Source organism: Chelatococcus sp. KU-N122, from assembly GCF_055391085.1.
The window spans coordinates 5,558,757-5,575,209 of record NZ_AP043981.1; the positions used below are offsets into that span (position 1 = coordinate 5,558,757).

16 protein-coding genes are annotated in these 16,453 nt (G+C 68.4%); 7 read left to right on the forward strand and 9 right to left on the reverse strand.

Annotated features, from left to right (window positions below):
* Positions 1 to 94 precede the first annotated feature (94 nt).
* From ACZ5PO_RS25040 to ACZ5PO_RS25050, 3 genes are all read left to right on the forward strand, one after another.
* Positions 95 to 616 carry a hypothetical protein gene (locus ACZ5PO_RS25040; RefSeq protein WP_464184665.1) on the forward strand — a complete coding sequence of 174 codons (522 nt, stop codon included), beginning with the start codon at positions 95 to 97 and terminating at the stop codon, positions 614 to 616.
* Entirely contained in the window at positions 613 to 1,074 is a 462-nt protein-coding gene (locus tag ACZ5PO_RS25045; protein WP_464184666.1) for a YidH family protein, read from the forward strand. The genes ACZ5PO_RS25040 and ACZ5PO_RS25045 overlap by 4 nt, the downstream gene beginning before the upstream one ends.
* A gap of 62 nt (positions 1,075 to 1,136) precedes the next feature.
* A complete protein-coding gene (locus ACZ5PO_RS25050) occupies positions 1,137 to 2,633 on the forward strand; it encodes an arylsulfatase (protein ID WP_464184668.1) in 1,497 nt (498 codons plus the stop codon).
* A 70-nt stretch (positions 2,634 to 2,703) separates the two neighbouring features.
* On the opposite strand, the gene ACZ5PO_RS25055 is transcribed toward ACZ5PO_RS25050, so the two are convergent.
* Positions 2,704 to 3,804 carry an extensin-like domain-containing protein gene (locus ACZ5PO_RS25055; protein WP_464184669.1) on the reverse strand — a complete coding sequence of 367 codons (1,101 nt, stop codon included), beginning with the start codon at positions 3,802 to 3,804 and terminating at the stop codon, positions 2,704 to 2,706.
* A gap of 217 nt (positions 3,805 to 4,021) precedes the next feature.
* Here ACZ5PO_RS25055 and ACZ5PO_RS25060 point away from each other — a divergent pair, with 217 nt between their 5' ends.
* Positions 4,022 to 4,753 (forward strand): hypothetical protein, encoded by a 732-nt coding sequence (locus ACZ5PO_RS25060; protein ID WP_464184670.1) that lies wholly within the window; start codon positions 4,022 to 4,024, stop codon positions 4,751 to 4,753.
* Positions 4,754 to 4,876: 123 nt separating this feature from the next.
* Positions 4,877 to 5,593, forward strand: a complete 717-nt coding sequence (locus ACZ5PO_RS25065) for a hypothetical protein (protein WP_464184673.1) — start codon at positions 4,877 to 4,879, stop codon at positions 5,591 to 5,593.
* A 33-nt stretch (positions 5,594 to 5,626) separates the two neighbouring features.
* Here the strand turns inward: ACZ5PO_RS25065 and ACZ5PO_RS25070 are convergent, their stop codons facing one another.
* From ACZ5PO_RS25070 to ACZ5PO_RS25105, 8 genes are all read right to left on the reverse strand, one after another.
* On the reverse strand, positions 5,627 to 6,292 hold the full coding sequence (locus ACZ5PO_RS25070) for a GntR family transcriptional regulator (RefSeq protein WP_464184674.1): 666 nt from the start codon (positions 6,290 to 6,292) through the stop codon (positions 5,627 to 5,629).
* A 207-nt stretch (positions 6,293 to 6,499) separates the two neighbouring features.
* Positions 6,500 to 7,303 carry an ABC transporter permease gene (locus ACZ5PO_RS25075; protein WP_464184676.1) on the reverse strand — a complete coding sequence of 268 codons (804 nt, stop codon included), beginning with the start codon at positions 7,301 to 7,303 and terminating at the stop codon, positions 6,500 to 6,502.
* The gene (locus tag ACZ5PO_RS25080; protein ID WP_464184678.1) at positions 7,300 to 8,193 is read right to left on the reverse strand and encodes an ABC transporter permease; all 894 of its coding nucleotides are present in this window, start codon (positions 8,191 to 8,193) and stop codon (positions 7,300 to 7,302) included. Before ACZ5PO_RS25080 ends, ACZ5PO_RS25075 begins: the two co-directional genes overlap by 4 nt.
* Positions 8,194 to 8,239: 46 nt before the next feature.
* Positions 8,240 to 9,316, reverse strand: a complete 1,077-nt coding sequence (locus ACZ5PO_RS25085; RefSeq protein WP_464184680.1) for an ABC transporter substrate-binding protein — start codon at positions 9,314 to 9,316, stop codon at positions 8,240 to 8,242.
* 268 nt (positions 9,317 to 9,584) lie between these two features.
* Entirely contained in the window at positions 9,585 to 10,661 is a 1,077-nt protein-coding gene (locus ACZ5PO_RS25090) for an ABC transporter ATP-binding protein (RefSeq protein WP_464184682.1), read from the reverse strand.
* A gap of 58 nt (positions 10,662 to 10,719) precedes the next feature.
* Positions 10,720 to 11,976, reverse strand: a complete 1,257-nt coding sequence (locus ACZ5PO_RS25095) for an acyl-CoA dehydrogenase family protein (protein WP_464184685.1) — start codon at positions 11,974 to 11,976, stop codon at positions 10,720 to 10,722.
* A gap of 255 nt (positions 11,977 to 12,231) precedes the next feature.
* Positions 12,232 to 13,629: a dipeptidase gene (locus ACZ5PO_RS25100; protein ID WP_464184686.1), complete on the reverse strand. Its 1,398-nt coding sequence runs from the start codon at positions 13,627 to 13,629 to the stop codon at positions 12,232 to 12,234.
* Positions 13,629 to 14,045, reverse strand: coding sequence for an ester cyclase (locus tag ACZ5PO_RS25105; protein WP_464184689.1), 417 nt, complete (start codon positions 14,043 to 14,045; stop codon positions 13,629 to 13,631). Before ACZ5PO_RS25105 ends, ACZ5PO_RS25100 begins: the two co-directional genes overlap by 1 nt.
* Positions 14,046 to 14,175: 130 nt before the next feature.
* Here ACZ5PO_RS25105 and ACZ5PO_RS25110 point away from each other — a divergent pair, with 130 nt between their 5' ends.
* Positions 14,176 to 15,282 carry a M24 family metallopeptidase gene (locus tag ACZ5PO_RS25110; protein ID WP_464184691.1) on the forward strand — a complete coding sequence of 369 codons (1,107 nt, stop codon included), beginning with the start codon at positions 14,176 to 14,178 and terminating at the stop codon, positions 15,280 to 15,282.
* Positions 15,283 to 15,305: 23 nt separating this feature from the next.
* Complete coding sequence (locus ACZ5PO_RS25115) at positions 15,306 to 16,448, forward strand: M24 family metallopeptidase (RefSeq protein WP_464184692.1); 1,143 nt, start codon at positions 15,306 to 15,308, stop codon at positions 16,446 to 16,448.
* Positions 16,449 to 16,453 lie beyond the last annotated feature (5 nt).

Consider the following 16,453-nt stretch of genomic DNA (forward strand, 5'->3'; position numbering starts at 1 on the left):
GCTTGTTGGCGCGGCCACGATGCGGGATGCTGCTGTCGTCGTCGACGTGCGCGATGGAGCGATCGCCCATGTACCGGTGTTGTGAGGCACTGCGATGATCAACACCGACCCGCCGCAGCTCCACGCAGCTCCCCGCCTCGGCGCGCTGCCCCGGTTGGTGTTGACACTTCTCGTTCTGCTGGTTCTTGCCGGCATCTTCATCAACGGACTGAGTACGCAGGTGCTTCAGCGTCTGTGGCACGAATTGCTGATCAGGCCCGATGGACCACTGAAATTCCGCTTCATCCTGCAGCCGGCGATGGCGATCCTCGCCGCGATCCATGACGGACGGAAGGACGCGCGGAGCAACCGCCTGCCGTTTCTGCCGGCCGTGCTGTACCATCCGCGGGAGCGCACCGAGCGGCTGCGCGAGGGACTGACGGCGACCGCCAGGATCATCCTGCTCGGGCTTGTGATGGACCTGATCTACCAGGTTCTGGTGTTCAGAACGTTCTATCCGGCTGAAGCGGTCGTCGTGGCGGTGCTGCTCGCCTTTGTTCCGTACGTGCTGGTGCGCGGCCCCGTGGCGCGGATTGCGGGCCAACGGCGCGGCCCATTGCCAGGGGGGCCGGAGTGAGCGATCCGACGAGGCCCGTTGACCAGGCCGCAGAAACCGGCACGGACCGCTTCGCGGTCCGAGTCACGGCGGACACTCACTTTGGCTGGATCCGCACAAGACTGTCCGTCGAGCGAACGTTAATGTCGTGGGTGCGGACGGCGGTGTCGCTGATCGGGTTTGGCTTCACCATCGTGCAGTTCTTCGAGCGTTTGCGAGATCTGCCCGGCGCTCACCCGGCCCGTCTGCCGGAGGCGCCTCGCTATCTGGGCCTGGCGCTGATCTTCTGCGGTATCGTGGGGCTGATCGTCTCACTCTGGCAGTACTGGTGGACGCTGCGCTACTTGTGGGGCGGCAACTTCGCTCAGATTGCCGGAATGACAAAGGAAGGTTTGCAGACGCCGGTCGTCGGGATTTGCGTGCTGCTGATCCTCATCGGCCTCTTTGCTTTCTTCGCAGTGCTATTCCGTCTGATCTAAAGAGTTTCTCACCGAGGCACAGTCGCGAAAGTGTTCTGTAGGGCCGGGGAAAGGAAACTGACATGGCCAAGACCGACAAGCCGAACATTCTCATCCTGTGGGGCGACGACATCGGCTGGTGGAACATCAGCTACAACAGCCGCGGCCAGATGGGCTACCGCACGCCCAACATCGACCGCATCGCCAATGAAGGCGCCGCCTTCACGGACTACTATGGCCAGCAGAGCTGCACCGCCGGCCGCGCCGCCTTCATCACCGGCCAGAACCCGATCCGCACGGGCCTGACAAAGGTCGGCATGCCGGGCGCCGATGTCGGCATCAAGGCGGAGGATCCGACCATTGCCAGCCTGCTGAAACCGCTGGGCTACGTCACCGGCCAGTTCGGCAAGAACCATCTCGGCGACAAGGACGAGTGCCTGCCGACGCTGCACGGGTTCGACGAATTCTTTGGCAACCTCTACCACTTGAATGCCGAGGAGGAGCCCGAGGACCCTGACTATCCCAAGGACCCCGAGTTCAAGAAGCGCTTCGGACCGCGCGGCGTGTTGCACTGCCTGTCCGATGGGAAGGGTGGCCAGACGATCGAGGACACCGGTCCGCTGACCAAGAAGCGGATGGAAACCATCGACGACGAGACCACCGCGCGCACCCTGGCGTTCATCGACGAGAGTCACAAGGCCGGCAAGCCGTTCTTCGTCTGGTACAACACGACGGCCATGCATTTCCGCACCCATTGCGCCGAAAAGCACAAGGGCAAGAGCGGCGGCCAGGGCGACTACAATGACGTGATGGTGGCGCACGACGAGCATATCGGCACGCTGCTGGACAAGCTCGACGAGCTCGGCATCGCCGACAACACCATCGTGATGTATTCGACGGATAATGGCCCGCACTACAATAGCTGGCCGGATGCCGGGATCACGCCCTACCGCAGCGAGAAGAACACCAACTGGGAAGGCGGCTGGCGGGTCCCGACCTTCGTGCGCTGGCCGGGCACGATCAAGCCAGGCTCGGTGTTCAACGATATCGTCAGCCATCAGGATTGGCTGCCGACATTCCTTGCGGCCGCGGGCGAGGCGGATATCGGTAAAAAGCTGCTCACCGGCCACACGGTCGGCGACAGGACCTATAAGGTACATCTCGACGGCTACAATATGACCCCTTACCTGTCCGGCGAGGCGAAGGAGGGGCCGCGAAAGTTCTTTTTCTACATCAGCGACGACGGCGACATTCTGGCCATCCGGGTCAACGACTGGAAGATGGTCCTGATGGAGCAGCGGGCGCACCAGCTCATGTGCTGGTTCGAGCCGTTCGTGAAGCTGCGGGCGCCGAAGATGTTCAATCTGCGCCGCGATCCGTTCGAGCGCGCCGACGAGAATTCCAACACGTACTGGGACTGGGTGATCTCACACGCCTACTTGCTGTATGGGATGCAGGCCGTGGTCGCGCAGCAGATCGAGGCGTTCGAGAAATTTCCGCCGCGTCAGAAGCCGGCCTCGTTCAACCTCGACGCGGTGCTCCGGCATATCCAGGAAGCATCGAGCAGCGGCAACCGCTAGCTAAAGCGCTTTGCCATCGGATGAACCATCCGTTGGCAAAGCGGCGTTGTCCGGTGGAGCCGCGCCCGGGCTATCGGCAGATGTGGCGGCCCGGGCCACGATTGCGCAGGTCGACGTGCAGATGCGTGGAGTGGAAGGGGTCGGCGCCGGGGCCCAGCACGGTGTCGAACAGCTCGCAGGCGTGGCCGCGGATCTCGGCCTGGAAGGCGCCGTCCTCGGAGCGAGCCGCCTTGAAGCCGACCTTGAACGTGGCATGGGCGTCGAATTCGAAACCGGCGACGTCCATGGCGTTGCCGAAGGCGTGCTCGCTCAGTTTGGCACCCGGCTGATGATTCATGGTCCGGCACTGGTAGGTCGGGCCGACCAGCAGCTTTGTCGGCCGCGAGGCGAACCTGGCTTTCGCCGTCGGACGCACCACGGTCGCCACCCATTCCTCCACCTTCTCGGCCAGGGCGCAGGTCATGTTGGCGGGGATGCTGAGCGGCAGATCGCCTGGCAGGCGTGACAGCCGGACGCCGAGCGGTATGCCGCAGCCGCCGCTGACGATGGGGGCGATCCGCTCCACGTCGGCGCCTTTGGCGCGGAGGCGGGCGACGCATTGGTTGACCTCTGCGTCAGTGGGGATGATGCGCTGGCGCTTGCCGCGGCGGCGGGGCGTCGGCTCGCCGGGGCTCGGGGTCGGCTCCGCCTCCTGGCCCGGGGCGGGGGGAGTCTGGCGGCCGAACGGCCACCATGACGGCAGCCCGGGCGGCTGCTCGCTTTTAGGCTGTGCGTCCGGCGGCAGGGTCGTTTCCGGCAGCGCCTCGGGGCCGGGCGGGGCGGCCGGATCGCCGCGAAAGGCGGGGCGCGGCGGCGGCAGCGGCGCGCGGCCCGGCAGGTCCGGCTCCTCGTCAGCCTCCGACGGCCCCCACGCCGGCACCAGCTTGCGGGCCGGTGCGGCGCCGGGGGCGCCGCCGGCATCGCCGGGCTGGGCGGTCGAAGGGTCTTGCGTCGGAGGTGCCGACTCGTACTGCGATGGGGCATCCGCCGCGCCGCCGAGCCGGTCGGGGCGGGCCGGGGGCAACGGCCCGGTGCCAGGCAACCTGGTCTGAGCGGCGAGCGCTGTTCCGGTACGGAGTGATTCGGGGAGCGGGCCGAGAACGAGAATGGTGGCGAGAGCGGTACAGGACAAGCGCCTCAGCGCCGACCCGGCCGGGTAGCGGGCCGTGCTGACAAACGTCATAAGCGGACGACTTACACCAGCCTTCGGCCGCTGGACAACCCACGCCGCCCTTGGTTTGGCCGCACCGCGTGCATAGCTTGCTGGCGGGGTCGCAGGACGGCCGGCCGCCCGGCGCATTTCAGCCGATTGCGAAAATGCTCCGGTCAACAGCAGGAGAAGATCGACGATGAGTGTGGACACACCGTCGGACGCATTGGTTCCGCACGGCTTCGGCTACAAGCCGGAAGGGGACCACCTCTTCACATGCCGCTTCCCCGACACGTGGATGGGGAAGGTGCAAGCCTTCTCGGCGCTGCAACGGTTGAGCGGCACGATGGTTCGTTCCGGCACCGCAGCGGCTCTGCAGACTTGGTGCCGCGAGCACAAGCTCGCCGCCGATCCGACGCTCGCGTTGCACCTCGTTCCCGGGGCGACCGAGCCGTTCACCGAGGAGGTGCGGAGCCACCTGGAGGTGGAGGACGAGGCGTCCGCTTCCTACCGCCGCGTCGAGATGAGGTGCGGAGAACTGCTCCTCGGCTGGGCGAACACCTGGTATGTCCCCCGTCGCCTGCCGGCGGGCCTCGGCGAGAGCCTGGCTGCCGACGTGCTGTTCGAGCAGGCGGCGGAGCCGATGCGGCCGGTGCGCATCGGCGTGCAGAACACGCTGCTCTGGGCACCGTTCAGGTCCGCCGAGCATCTTGCTCCGCCGGCCGCGGGCCCCGTCGCGGGCCACGGGTCGACCCTCCGGCCCCTGGTGGTCCCCTGGCGGGTGTTCGAGCATCGCACGGTGCTGCGGAACGAGGGCCTCCATCCGATGTCCTTGACGCTCGAGACCTTCACGCGTGAAGTGCTGAGCACGGCGGTGGAGCCGAAGCCCGAGGAGCAGCCTGCGCCGCTGGTCGCGCTCCCGAAGCCCTGAGGCGCGTCCCGATCGGCCAGCTTCGCCCCGCCGGCGAAAGGCGCACCGGATGCCGCGAGTTGGAGCATGTCGGATGGAGATGCCCTGTTGCCGGTTCGCTCATGCCAGTGGAAGGAGGGCGTCATGGCCGGTTGGGTTCGTCTTGCCGTGACGGCTGCAACACTGTCGACCATGCCGCTGGCGTCGTCATTCGGTGCCAGGGCCGAAGCCCGCTCGACGTTCCCGGATGACTACGCCGGCCGCGTGCGGGCCTTCGCGCTGATGCAGACGCTCAACGCGACCCTGCTGAGCGCCCGCAGCGCCACCTTCACCCTGGACAAATGGTGCGCCGACCATCGTATCGCGCCGCAGGCCAAGATCGTGGCCCAACTGGTGCGCGGTGCGGAGAAGCCGATCAGCGAGGAGCAGCGGCAGCGGTTGCAGATCGGGCCCGAGGAGCCGGTGAAGTACCGGCGGGTGCAATTGGCCTGTGGCGACCATGTGCTGTCGGAGGCCGACAACTGGTACGTGCCGAGCCGGCTGACGCCCGAGATGAACCGCGTGCTGGAGACGACCGACACGCCGTTCGGCCGCGCCGTGCAGGGGCTGAACTTCGACCGCAAGACGGTGGACGCCAAGCTGCTGTGGTCGCCGCTACCGGACGGCTGGGAGCTCGCCGCCCCGTCGTCCGCCGCCGCCGATTGCCCGCCTGCCGCCGCCGGGCCGCTGCCGATTCCGCCGCGGCTCTTCGAGCATCGCGCCGTCCTCTTCGATGGCGGGCGCCGGCCGTTCTCGGAGGTGGTCGAGACCTATACGAGCGAGGTACTGACATTTCCCGTCGGGGCCGGCGCGCCGCGCTGAGCGTCGCGGCCGCGCCCACGCCGCAGGAATGGGTCAGCTGTCGGCTCGGCCGCGGGCGATTTGCGCGACGGTCTCCAGATGATCGCGAATCTCCTGTTCGGCCCGCAGCGGATCCCGCGCTCTCAGCGCCTGGGCAATGGCAATGTGCTGCATTTGCAGGCGGGCGAGATCATCCACGTTTCGTCCCGGCGATAGCTCGCCGTAGGAATACTCATAGAATTCCTCGACCAGGCTGATGACCCGGGTGCTGTGCGACGCCTGAGCGATGCGCATGTGAAACTCGCGGTCGAGCGCCGAGCGCAATTGCACCGTGGCGCTCGGCAAGGCGAGGCGCGCATCCTCGCATGACGCCAGCAGTTGCTCGATCTCCGCGTCGCTGGCGCGCACGCACGCCAGGCGAACCGCCGCACCCTCTAGCGCCTGCCGCAGGATGACGACCTCGGACAGCTTCGCCGTCGTGTCCTCCACGACCACGCCCCCACCGCGCAGGCGGCGGACCAGCCCCTCGCTCTCCAGCTTGGAGATCGCCTCGCGCACCGGCGTTCGGCTGACCTGAAGGAGCTGTGCCAGCGAGGTCTCGACCAGCCGCGACTGAGGTGGAAAACGCCCTTGCAGGATCGCGCGGCGCAGCTCGCGGTGAACGTGCTTGACCACCGGCTCGCGCTGCACGGCCTGCAGCAGCTCGGTCTGTTCGTTCATCCGTGTTTCAGTCCCCGTTCCAAACGCGCCATGGAGCCGCAGCGTGCCGCGGCCGGGCAGCCGAACCGACGATTCCCCTTCTATATCGCATCGGTTGCGGCACGGCGCGGGGGAAGATCACCTCACGCCGCCGATGGCAGCAGGCCGAGTCGCGGCGAACCGGCGCGGCGAGCTGCTTCATTTGATGACGTACTCTTGACGACGCCGTCATTTGGCGCCGCGCACCGCCATCCTCTGGATCAGCGCGACGAGCCACAGGCCGAGCACGGAGACCAGTGTCATCAGCGTCGAGACGGCGGCGATGGTGGGATCGATGATCTGCTGCACGTTGACCCAGATCTGGCGGGGCAGGGTGGGCATCGACAGCTTGGTCAGGAACAGGCTGATGATGATGTCGTCGAAGGAGGCGATGAAGGCGAACAGGGCGGCGCTGATGATGGCCGGCCGCAGGAGCGGGAAGGTGACGTGGCGCAGCGTCGCCAGGGGCGACGCGCCCAGGCTTCGCGCCGCCCATTCCAGCCGCCGGTCGAAGCCATAGAGCGCGGCGGACAGTATCATCACGACGTAGGGCATGGCGATCAGGGTGTGCGCCGCAACCAGGCCCAGGGTCGTCCCCACGATGCGCATGCGCACGTAGAGGAAGTAGAGACCCACCGCCACGATGATCTTGGGAACGATGAGCGGGCTCATCAGGAAGATGCGCAGCAGGTTCTTGCCGGGAAAACGGCCGCGCACCAGCGCCACCGACACCATGAAGCCGAGACCGAGCGAGAGCACCGCGGTCAGCGTCGCGACGACGAAGCTCACCTGTGTCGCCGTCATCCACAGCGGATCCGCGAAGTAGCGCGCGTACCAGCGCAGCGACAGGCCGGTGGGCGGAAACTGTATCACGTCGCCCGGGCTGAGCGAGACGGCGACGATGATCGCGATCGGCGCGATCAAGGCGGCCAGCACGAGGATCGAGAATGCCGAGAGCGCGAGGCCCCCGGCCGACGTGGCGCGCAAGCTCATCGGGCGCCTCCCCACATCCGATCGAAGTCGACGTGCCGATTGGCGAACACCTGCAGCACCACCGTGACCGTCAGAAGGATCACCGACAGCGCCGCTGCCAAGGTCCAATCCAGCGCTTCGTTGATCTGTAGCGCGATGACGAGCGGCAGTGTCGTCTGTCGTGGCCCGCCCAGCAGAGCCGGCGTGATGTACATGCCGATGGCGAGCATGAAGACGAGGAAGCTGCCGGCGAAGACGCCGGGCTTGGTCAGCGGCACGAAGACGGCCAGGAACGCGCGTAGCGGCGAGGCGCCGAGATTGCGCGCCGCCAGCATCAGATTGCGGTCGATGTTGTTCATGACGCTGTACAGACACAGGATCATGTAGGGCAGCAGGTAGTAGGTGAGGCCGACCATCACGGCCGTGTGGGTGCCGAGGAACGGAAACGGCTCGCTGATCAGCCCCATCCGGAGCAGGAGGGTGTTGACGATGCCCTGCCGGCCGAGGATGACGATCCAGGCATAGGTGCGCACGAGGCCGCTGCTCCAGAACGGGATCAGCACGAAGGCCATCAGCACCACCGTCCAGGTGCGATCGAGCCGCACCAGCCAGTAGGCGACGGGATAGCCGATCGCCAGCGTCAGGACGAGGGTGCCTGCGCCGATCAGCATGGTGTAGCCCAGGACCCACCAGTAGACCGGCTGGGCGAGGAACTCGGCGTAGCCGGCGAACGTGAAGCCGCCGTCCCACACGCTGCGCCACACCATCTGTGCGAGCGGCCAGCCGAAGAACACGAGATAGAAGCCGACGGCCGGCGCGGCGAGCCACGGGACGCGCCGGCGGCGATCGGCGGGCCGTGGCGCGGCGCGGGTCGCGTCCGCGCCGATGGGAGCAAGCGTTGTGTCCGTCATCGGGTCCGCCGTTGCCGTTCTGCCGGATCGCCGTTCATGCAAGACCTCAGCGGATCGCCATCTTGGCCCAGCCCTTGGCGATGTCGGCGCGCACTTTGCCGAGCCAGACCGGATCGATCGCACGGCCAAGCTTCACCGTCTCCGGGTTACCGGGGAGGAGCCGGGCGACGTCCGGCGGGATGAATTTGTAGGCATCGACGTTGATCGGCCCATAGTTGGTGGGCGCTGCGATCGCCGCCAGGACCTGCGGCTTACAGACGTATGCCAGGAACTTCATGGCGTTGTCCTTGTGGGGGGCACCCTTGGGGATGGCGAAGAAGTTCGGGAAGGTGAGGTGCTGGTTCCAGTTGATGGCGACGGGCTTGCCGGCGGCGATCAGCGGCGCGACGCGGCCGTTGGGGATGATCGCCATGTCGGCCTCGCCGTCGGCGAGATATTGCGCGACCTGGGCGTAGCCGTCGGCGAACACCATGTGGTTGCCGAGCGCCTTGATCTTGGCGAAGGCGGCGTCCAGATCGAACGGGTAGAGCTTGGCCAGGTCGCTGTCGATGGCCAGGGTCGCCTGCTCGACCGGCGGGCGCGTTGCGCCGATCGCGGCCCGCTTGCCGGGGAATGCCTCGACGTTCCAGAAGTCGGCCCACGTCTGGGGCGCCTTTCCAGCCGGGAAGCGCGCGGTGTTGTAGGCCATCACCATCGCCCACTGGATGGTGGGGAAGGCATAGTCGCGCTTCATGGCGGCGGGAATGCCGGCCTGGCATTCGGCCGGAATCTGCGACCAGTCGATCGTCTCGAGCAGGCCGGCGTCGCCCAGGCTGGCCGCCGTGTCGGCGGAGATGTCGACCAGGTCGGCCTCGACGTTGCCGGACTCGATCATCACCTTGAGCTTGGCGAAGTTGTAGCCGGAGGCCTCCGATAGCGCGATGCCGGAGGCTGCCGCGAAGGGCTTGAACCAGACCTTGCTCTGCGCCTCCTGGTAGCTGCCGCCGAGCGACAGCACGACGAGGCTGCCGGGCCCGGAACCTTGGGCCAGCAGCGGCGACGCAGGAACGACGACGGTCGCAGCCAGGGCGGCGGCAATGACGCCCGCCGTGAGGCGGGACGAACGCGGACATGGATGAGACATTCGACCAATCCTCCGGATGACAACGCAAATGCCCCGCGCCGATCTCTGCTGCCGGCGGTGCGCCGTTGATCGCCGACGGGGCCTATCCCGCCGGTGGTCCCGACGCGTGCGGCGGGGCGATATCTCGAAGAGCGCTTCTCAGCGTTCGGGGCCTGCCGCCCGAGCGCGGGGCGCTCTCGCGCATCGGACCCAAAAGCGGCCCCGGTCCTGGGGAACATCCGATGCCAAGACAAAAAGCTGGAGCGGCAGCTCCGATCCCGTCGGAGCGTCAGCCGCGCAGCACGATGCTGTCCGCGGGCTGCCAGCCCACCATCATCTCGTCGCCCTCCCGAACCGGCGCGCCGTAGCCGCGGTTGGGACGCTTGACCTTGACTTCGACGCCGTCGCCGATGCGCACCCGATAGAGCGATGCGTCGCCGAGATAGGTCTCCCCGATGACGCGGCCCGGCAGCTTGTTGGGCAGCGCGTCGTCGGCACCGCACAGGCGCAGGCGCTCCGGGCGCAGGAAGATGACGCCGGCGGAGCCGGCCGGCATGTCGGTGGCGGCCACCTCCACCCGGGCCCCGCCGTCGAGCAGCGCGACGGGCTTGCCGCCGACATGCTCGAGCCGGCACGGAATGAAGTTGGATTCGCCGATGAAGTTGGCGACGAAGCGGTTGTCCGGCTTCTCGTAGATGTCGCGGGGCGTGCCGTAGCTCGAGATGCGGCCAGCCTCCATCACGGCCACGACGTCCGACATCGTCAGCGCCTCCTCCTGGTCGTGCGTCACGTAGATCACCGTCAGGCCGAGCTCGCGCTGGATGCCCTTGATTTCCTCCTGCATCTGCAGGCGCAGGCGTCGGTCGAGCGCGCCGAGCGGCTCGTCCATGAGCACGAGGGAGGGGCTGAACACCAGGGCGCGGGCCAGCGCCACGCGCTGCTGCTGGCCGCCCGAGAGCTGCTGGGGAAAGCGCTTGGCCAGCGCCTCCAGGCCGACCAGCTTGACGAAGGTGGCGATGCGATCCTCCGCCTCGGAGCGGGCGATGCCGCGCATCTTCAGCGGGAAGCCGACGTTGTCGGCCACCGTCATGTGCGGAAACAGCGCGTAGCTCTGGAACACCATGCCCATGTCGCGCTTGTGGGCCGGCGTGCGGGTGACGGAGACGCCATTGACGAGGATGTCGCCGCCGCTCGGCTCGACGAACCCCGCCACCATCATCAGTGTCGTCGTCTTGCCCGAGCCGCTCGGGCCGAGCAGCGTGAGAAAGCTGCCGGGCTCGAGGTCGAGCGATACGCCCAGCACCGCGCCGCTGCCGTCGTAGAACTTGGCGAGATCTCGGAGGGAGAGGCTGGCACCTTGGGGCATGGGGCTCTCGAAGATGTCGTGGCGATGGCTGGCAGAGGCGCCGGCCGCGCGGAGCGGATCAGGCCACGGCGCGTGGCTCGCGCGGAATGCCGAGATCGGCCCAGGTCCGCGGCTTGTCGACCAGCGCACCATATTTCTGCTTCGGCGCATAGCGCCCTTCCACCTCGGCGTCGGCGACGAGGCGCACGAGCTGGGAGGCGCGGGTGTGCAGCGAAGCCGTCCGTACGTCGCGCCAGATGCGCTCGAGCGGAGCGGTCTTGAACAGCGCCCTGGTGCCGACGATGTCGAAGGCCTTGGTGATGACGTGGATGGCGGTCTCGCGCGCAGTGTGATGAGCGCGCAGCGAGGCAAGCGCCGCCTCGCCGTAGTTCTTCTCCTCCCACAGCGCGTTGGCGACGAGGCAGGATCCGCGTGACGCCTGGATGGCCCCCGACATCTCGCCGACCAGCACCATCAGGCCCTCCTCCTTCTGCAGGAACGGCCGCGCCCGCAGGGTCTCGATGACGTAGTCGAGCGCCGCCTGGGCGCCGCCGAGGAGCTGGAAGGATTGCGACAGCTCGAGCGTGTAGGGATCCTTCTGGACGAAGTCGCCGGGCTCGCCGAGCACGTTCTCCCAGGGGATGAACACGTTCTCCAGCTTGGCGCTCCAGCTCACGGAGCTGCGCAGGCCGATGATGTCGTCCCAGCCGTGCCGGCTGAAGCTGAGGCCGGGGCTGTCCTTGGTGACGATCGACAGCGTCAGGCCATCGGTGGCGGCGTTGGCGCCGGGTGCGATGCTCCAGTAGAGCAGGTAGTCGGCGACGGGCGCGTTCGAGCAGAAGTGCTTCGCGGCGTTGGCGAGGAAGCCGCCCTCCACCGGCACCATCTCGGCCTGGAAGATCAGTTTGCGGCTCGCGTCCTTGGCGGCCGTGTTCTCCTGGTGGTTCACCTCCGAGCCAAGCGAGCCCATGAGGGCGCCGTTCCTGACGACGTCGCCGAGAATCCGCCGCTTCTGCTCCTCGCTGCCAAGACGCGCGACCGCGCCGCACTGGTGGTAGTGGATGATGAGGTCCCAGCCGGTCGCGACGCAGGCGCGCGACACCGCCTCGGTGACGAGGTAGGCGGCGAGATGGGCGTTGCCGGCCGGTGTGCCGGCGCCGCCATACTCCCTGGGCACGGCCAGATCGAGCAGGCCGGCCTCACGCAGCTTGGCGAAGGTCTCGGTCGGGAAGGTCGCCGCCTCGTCGTCGCGGCGCGAGCGCGCGGCAATGTCCGGCGCCAGCGAGCGGGCGACCTCGACCCAGCGCTTCTGCTCGGCGGTCAGAGTAAAGGCCATGCGCGTTTCCTTTCGATCCTCGGCGGCCGCCCTGCCGATCTCGCGATCGCCGCGGCAGGCGGACACCAGACGCTGTTCTGCATGCAGCATGCAAAGAACAAAAATATCCGTCAAATGGATTCTGAATAATTTTAGGGCACTGACGACGCGGGACTGTCGAAAAGGAGGGCACGCCCGCCGTGGAGCGAGCCGGCGGGCTCGCCCTTTGTCGGCGGAACCGGCCTACGCGCGGTCAGCCGCCGGCCGGTCCATCGCTCAGGAGCTGCTGGAAATTTCGGCAATGCGCTCGAGCAGGCGCACGTAGGCGTCCTGGCCGCGCCGGAAATTCGACAGGCGCAGAAACTCGTCGGGCGCGTGGAAGTTCTCGTCGGGCAGGCCGAAGCCGTAGATCACCGTGTAGGCGCCGAGCTCGCGCCGGAACAGGTCGAGGATCGGGATCGAGCCGCCGGAGCGGGTGTAGTAGGGCTCCCGGCCGTAGATCTCGACGAGCGTGTCGCGCGCCGCCCGATTGGCCGGATGGTCCGCCGGAATGAGATAGGGACGGGCGGCGTTGGGCAGCACCTCCACCCGCACCTCGACGCCGGCCGGGCGCTGGGACAAAAGGTGCTGCCGCACCCGCTCGGCGATCACCGCCGGCTCCTGGTCGGGCACCAGGCGGCAGGTGATCTTGGCCCGAGCCTCGGCGGGGATCACGGTCTTGATGCCGCTGCCGCCGTAGCCCCCGGAGATGCCGTTGATCTCGACCGCCGGCCGCGCGCCGATGCGCTCGCGGGTGGTGAAGCCCGCTTCGCCGTCGAGCGCGGTGACGCCGAGGCGAGCGCGGTAGGCGGCCTCGTCGAACGGGACGGCGGCGAGTTGCCGCCGCTCGTCGTCGCTCAGCGGGCGGACCTCGTCGTAGAAGCCGGGGACCGTGATGCGCCCGCTGGCGTCGCGCAGGGAGGCGAGCAGGGACACGAGAGCATGGATCGGGTTGACCACGGCGCCGCCGTGGAGGCCTGCGTGCAGATCGGACCGCGGCCCGGCGACGGTGACATCGAGCGCGCACAGGCCGCGCAGGGCGATGCGCAGATCCGCCTCCGTCTCGCTCCACTGCCAGCCGTCGGCGCTGATGGCCATGTCGCAGGCGAGGGCGTCGCGGTGCGCCGCCACGAAGGCCGGCAGGTCCGGGCTGAGGATCTCCTCCTGTCCCTCGAACAGCAGCTTGACGTTGACCGGCAGGCGGCCGTCGGTGCGCAGCAGCGCCTCGAGCGCCAGGATCGGCGCCAGCATGTTGCCCTTGTCGTCGGAGGCGCCGCGCGCGTAGATCCTGTCACCGACGATGGTCGGCGTGAACGGCGGATGGGTCCAGGCCTCGACCGGATCGACCGGCTGGACGTCGAAATGGCCGTAGATCAGCACGGTCGGGCAGCCGGGAGCGCCCAGCCAGTCCGCATACACCATCGGGTACTGGCCGGCGTGCAGCACCGCGATGTGGTCGAGGCCGGCGGCGCGCAGCCGCTCGGCCACCCACGCGCCGGCGCGCTCCACGTCGCCCAGATGCTCGGGTACCGCCGAGACGCTCGGAATGCGCAGGAACGCCGTAAGGTCGGCGATGAAGGCGGGCTGCTGCTGGGCCAGATAGCTGCGCCATGCCGGCGTCGTCGGCGCCGCCACTACGCCGCTCCGTCGAGCTGGCGCAGCAGCACGAGCTGATCGCGCAGGACCCAGCTCTCACGGATCAGGCCGTCATTGATCCGGTAAATGCCGATGCCGGGCACCGTCACCGACCGGCCGGTCGCGGGGCGGCCCTGGAACTCGCCCAGATGGGTGCCCAGCATGGTGTAGCGCACCACGACCCGGTCGCCGTCGACGAGGATGTCGTCGAGGGTGAAGCGGACGTCGGGAAACGCCGCGGTCAGCGCGCCGAAGTTCGCGTGGATTCCGGCAGGCCCGGCCAGCGTGCCGCGGGCCCCGGCGTGGTTGACGTAGTCGGCGGCAAACAGCCCGTCGATGGCCTCCGGCCGCCGTCGGTCCCAGACCTGATCGTAGTAGCGGAGGATTACGTCCTTCAGCTCGTCCCGTGCCGTCATTCGCCGCCACTCCCTGGTTGGAAAACACCTGTTGACAAGAAAATAATCAACATGGCGATATGTGTACTGCATGCAGAAAACCTGCACCAGCGCCTTTGAAGCCATCCGACGCCCATTTCGGAGCTCGCCCGTGACGGACATCTCTCCACTTGCGGCCCGGCGCGATGCCGTTCGGCAGGCCATGCGGACTGCCGGCGTCGACGCGCTGCTGATCGGGCCGAGCGCCGGCTTTCGTTATTTCGCCGGCCGCGATGCGATCCTGACGGAGCGCTTCGTCGCGCTCGGGCTGTTCGCGGCGGGCGACGACGTCGTGTTCACGCCTCGACTGCAGGCGCCCCTCTACGAGGGCATCGCCGGGCTCCGTGTCCGCATCTGGGACGAGGCGGACAACCCGCTCTCGGGTGTCGCGGAGCTGGCGGCCGCGGCAGGCGCCAGGACCATCGCGGTCAACACCGAGTTCTGGAGCGGCTTCCTGCTCAAGCTCACCGCGCTGCTGCCTGGCGTCGAGATCGTGCCGGGGGCGGCGCTGGTCGAAACGCCGCGTATGGTGAAAGGCCCCGACGAGATCGCTGCCTTGCAGGCCGCGGCCGACCGCATCGACGCGGTGTGGGCCGAGTTCTGCGCCACGACGCCGACCATGGTGGGGCGGACCGAGCTCGAGCTGCGCGCCGTCATCGACAGCCTGATGCGCCGGCAGGGCTTCAGCGAGGTGAGCTGGGTCGACGTCGGCGCCGGCGCCAACGGCGCCTCGTCGCTGCATCACGGCAGCGACCATGTGATCGCCGTCGGCGAACCGGTCGTGTTCGACTTCGCGGGCTGCTTCGAGGGCTACTATGGCGACATCTGCCGCGTCGCCGTCTCGGGCGAGCCGGATCCGGACTATGTCGCGCTCTACGACCTCGTGCGCGAGGCGCAGGAGGCTGCCTTCCAGGCCGTCAGACCGGGCGTCGCGGCGAGCGAGATCGACGCCGTCGGCCGCCGGATCATCGCGGCGCGGGGCTTCGGTGACCGGTTCACCCACCGCCTCGGCCACGGCATCGGCCTCGCCGCCCACGAGGAGCCCTACATCGTCGCCGGCAACGACCGGCCGCTGGCGCCGGGCATGACCTTCTCCGACGAGCCGGGCATCTATGTGCCGGGGCGCTGGGGCGTGCGCATTGAAGACATCGTCGTCGTCACGGCCGATGGCGGGCGACGCCTCACCCGCTCGCCGCGCGATCTCGTCCGCCTCGGCTAGCCCTGACCGCTGAGGAAACGCCCATGTCCCAGGATCCGGTCGCCAGGACGCTCGCCTTTCCGCGCGAGGACTACCGGCAGCGCGTCGCCGACTTGCGGCGGCGCATGGCGGGGGCCGGCGCCGACCTCCTGATCATCGACGAGTTCGAGCATCTCGCCTACTACACCGGCCACGTCCCGACGGCAGCCATGTATCAGTGCTGCCTGATGCCGGCGGACGGCGAGCCCGTGATGGTCGTGCGCTCGCTCGACGGCCCGATGCTCGCCGAGATGAGCTGGGTCGCCCACCGCGTGCTGTTCGACGACGGCGACGATCCGCTGGCCGTCGTGGCCGCCGAGATCGGCAGGCGCGGCTGGGCCGGCGGCCACATCGCCGTCGAGACCGATTCCCACATCATGCTGCCGGCGCGGCTCCAGTGGCTGCGGCAGGCGCTGCCGGAGGCCAGCTTCGTCGACTTCGCCGGTCACATGTGGGAGTTGCGGCTGCGCAAGTCGCCGCGCGAGATCGCCTATCTGCGCCGTTGCGCCGAGATCTGCGACGTGGCCACGCTGGCCGGCGCTGCGGCGGCGCGCGCGGGCACGCCGGAGCGCGAGGTCGCCGCCGCGGTGACCGCGGCAGCGCTGCGCGCCGGCGCCGACAACACACGCCTCGTGCTGATGCAGTCGGGGCCGCGCTCCAGCACGCTGCACGGCGGCCTCGGCGCCCGCACCCTGGCTGCGGGCGACATCGTCCACATCGAGATGGTGCCGCACTACCGCGGCTATACGGCGCGTTCGATGCGGCCGGTCGTGGTCGGCGCCCCGACGCCACGCCAGATCGAGGTCGCCGAGCGTCTCGTGGCCTTCCAGGACGAGCAGTTCGCCGCCATGAAGCCCGGCGCGCATGCGGGCGAGGTCGACGCCATCCTGCGCCGCCAGGTGCTCGCGGCGGGCCTGCGCGACAGCTACACCAACATCACCGGCTATACCCTGGGCCTCGTGGCGATCCCGCGCACCAGCGACTTCACCCGGGTGTTCCTGCCCGGCTCCGACTGGCGGCTGGAGGAGGGCATGGTGTTCCACATGTATTGCTGGGCCGAGGGCATGGCCTTCAGCGAGACCATGCTGGTGACGGCGACGGGCAGCGAGCGGCTCACGGGGCTCGATCGGCGCCTGTTCGCGTCGTGAGGGCG

Bases quoted from the DNA above. Each gene is read 5' to 3' on its own strand.
- ACZ5PO_RS25080 (WP_464184678.1), bottom strand. From the start codon at position 8,193: ATGACGGACACAACGCTTGCTCCCATCGGCGCGGACGCGACCCGCGCC.
- ACZ5PO_RS25050 (WP_464184668.1), top strand. From the start codon at position 1,137: ATGGCCAAGACCGACAAGCCGAACATTCTCATCCTGTGGGGCGACGAC.
- ACZ5PO_RS25040 (WP_464184665.1), top strand. From the start codon at position 95: ATGATCAACACCGACCCGCCGCAGCTCCACGCAGCTCCCCGCCTCGGC.
- ACZ5PO_RS25070 (WP_464184674.1), bottom strand. From the start codon at position 6,292: ATGAACGAACAGACCGAGCTGCTGCAGGCCGTGCAGCGCGAGCCGGTG.
- ACZ5PO_RS25085 (WP_464184680.1), bottom strand. From the start codon at position 9,316: ATGTCTCATCCATGTCCGCGTTCGTCCCGCCTCACGGCGGGCGTCATT.
- ACZ5PO_RS25060 (WP_464184670.1), top strand. From the start codon at position 4,022: ATGAGTGTGGACACACCGTCGGACGCATTGGTTCCGCACGGCTTCGGC.
- ACZ5PO_RS25095 (WP_464184685.1), bottom strand. From the start codon at position 11,976: ATGGCCTTTACTCTGACCGCCGAGCAGAAGCGCTGGGTCGAGGTCGCC.
- ACZ5PO_RS25075 (WP_464184676.1), bottom strand. From the start codon at position 7,303: ATGAGCTTGCGCGCCACGTCGGCCGGGGGCCTCGCGCTCTCGGCATTC.
- ACZ5PO_RS25090 (WP_464184682.1), bottom strand. From the start codon at position 10,661: ATGCCCCAAGGTGCCAGCCTCTCCCTCCGAGATCTCGCCAAGTTCTAC.
- ACZ5PO_RS25105 (WP_464184689.1), bottom strand. From the start codon at position 14,045: ATGACGGCACGGGACGAGCTGAAGGACGTAATCCTCCGCTACTACGAT.
- ACZ5PO_RS25065 (WP_464184673.1), top strand. From the start codon at position 4,877: ATGGCCGGTTGGGTTCGTCTTGCCGTGACGGCTGCAACACTGTCGACC.
- ACZ5PO_RS25115 (WP_464184692.1), top strand. From the start codon at position 15,306: ATGTCCCAGGATCCGGTCGCCAGGACGCTCGCCTTTCCGCGCGAGGAC.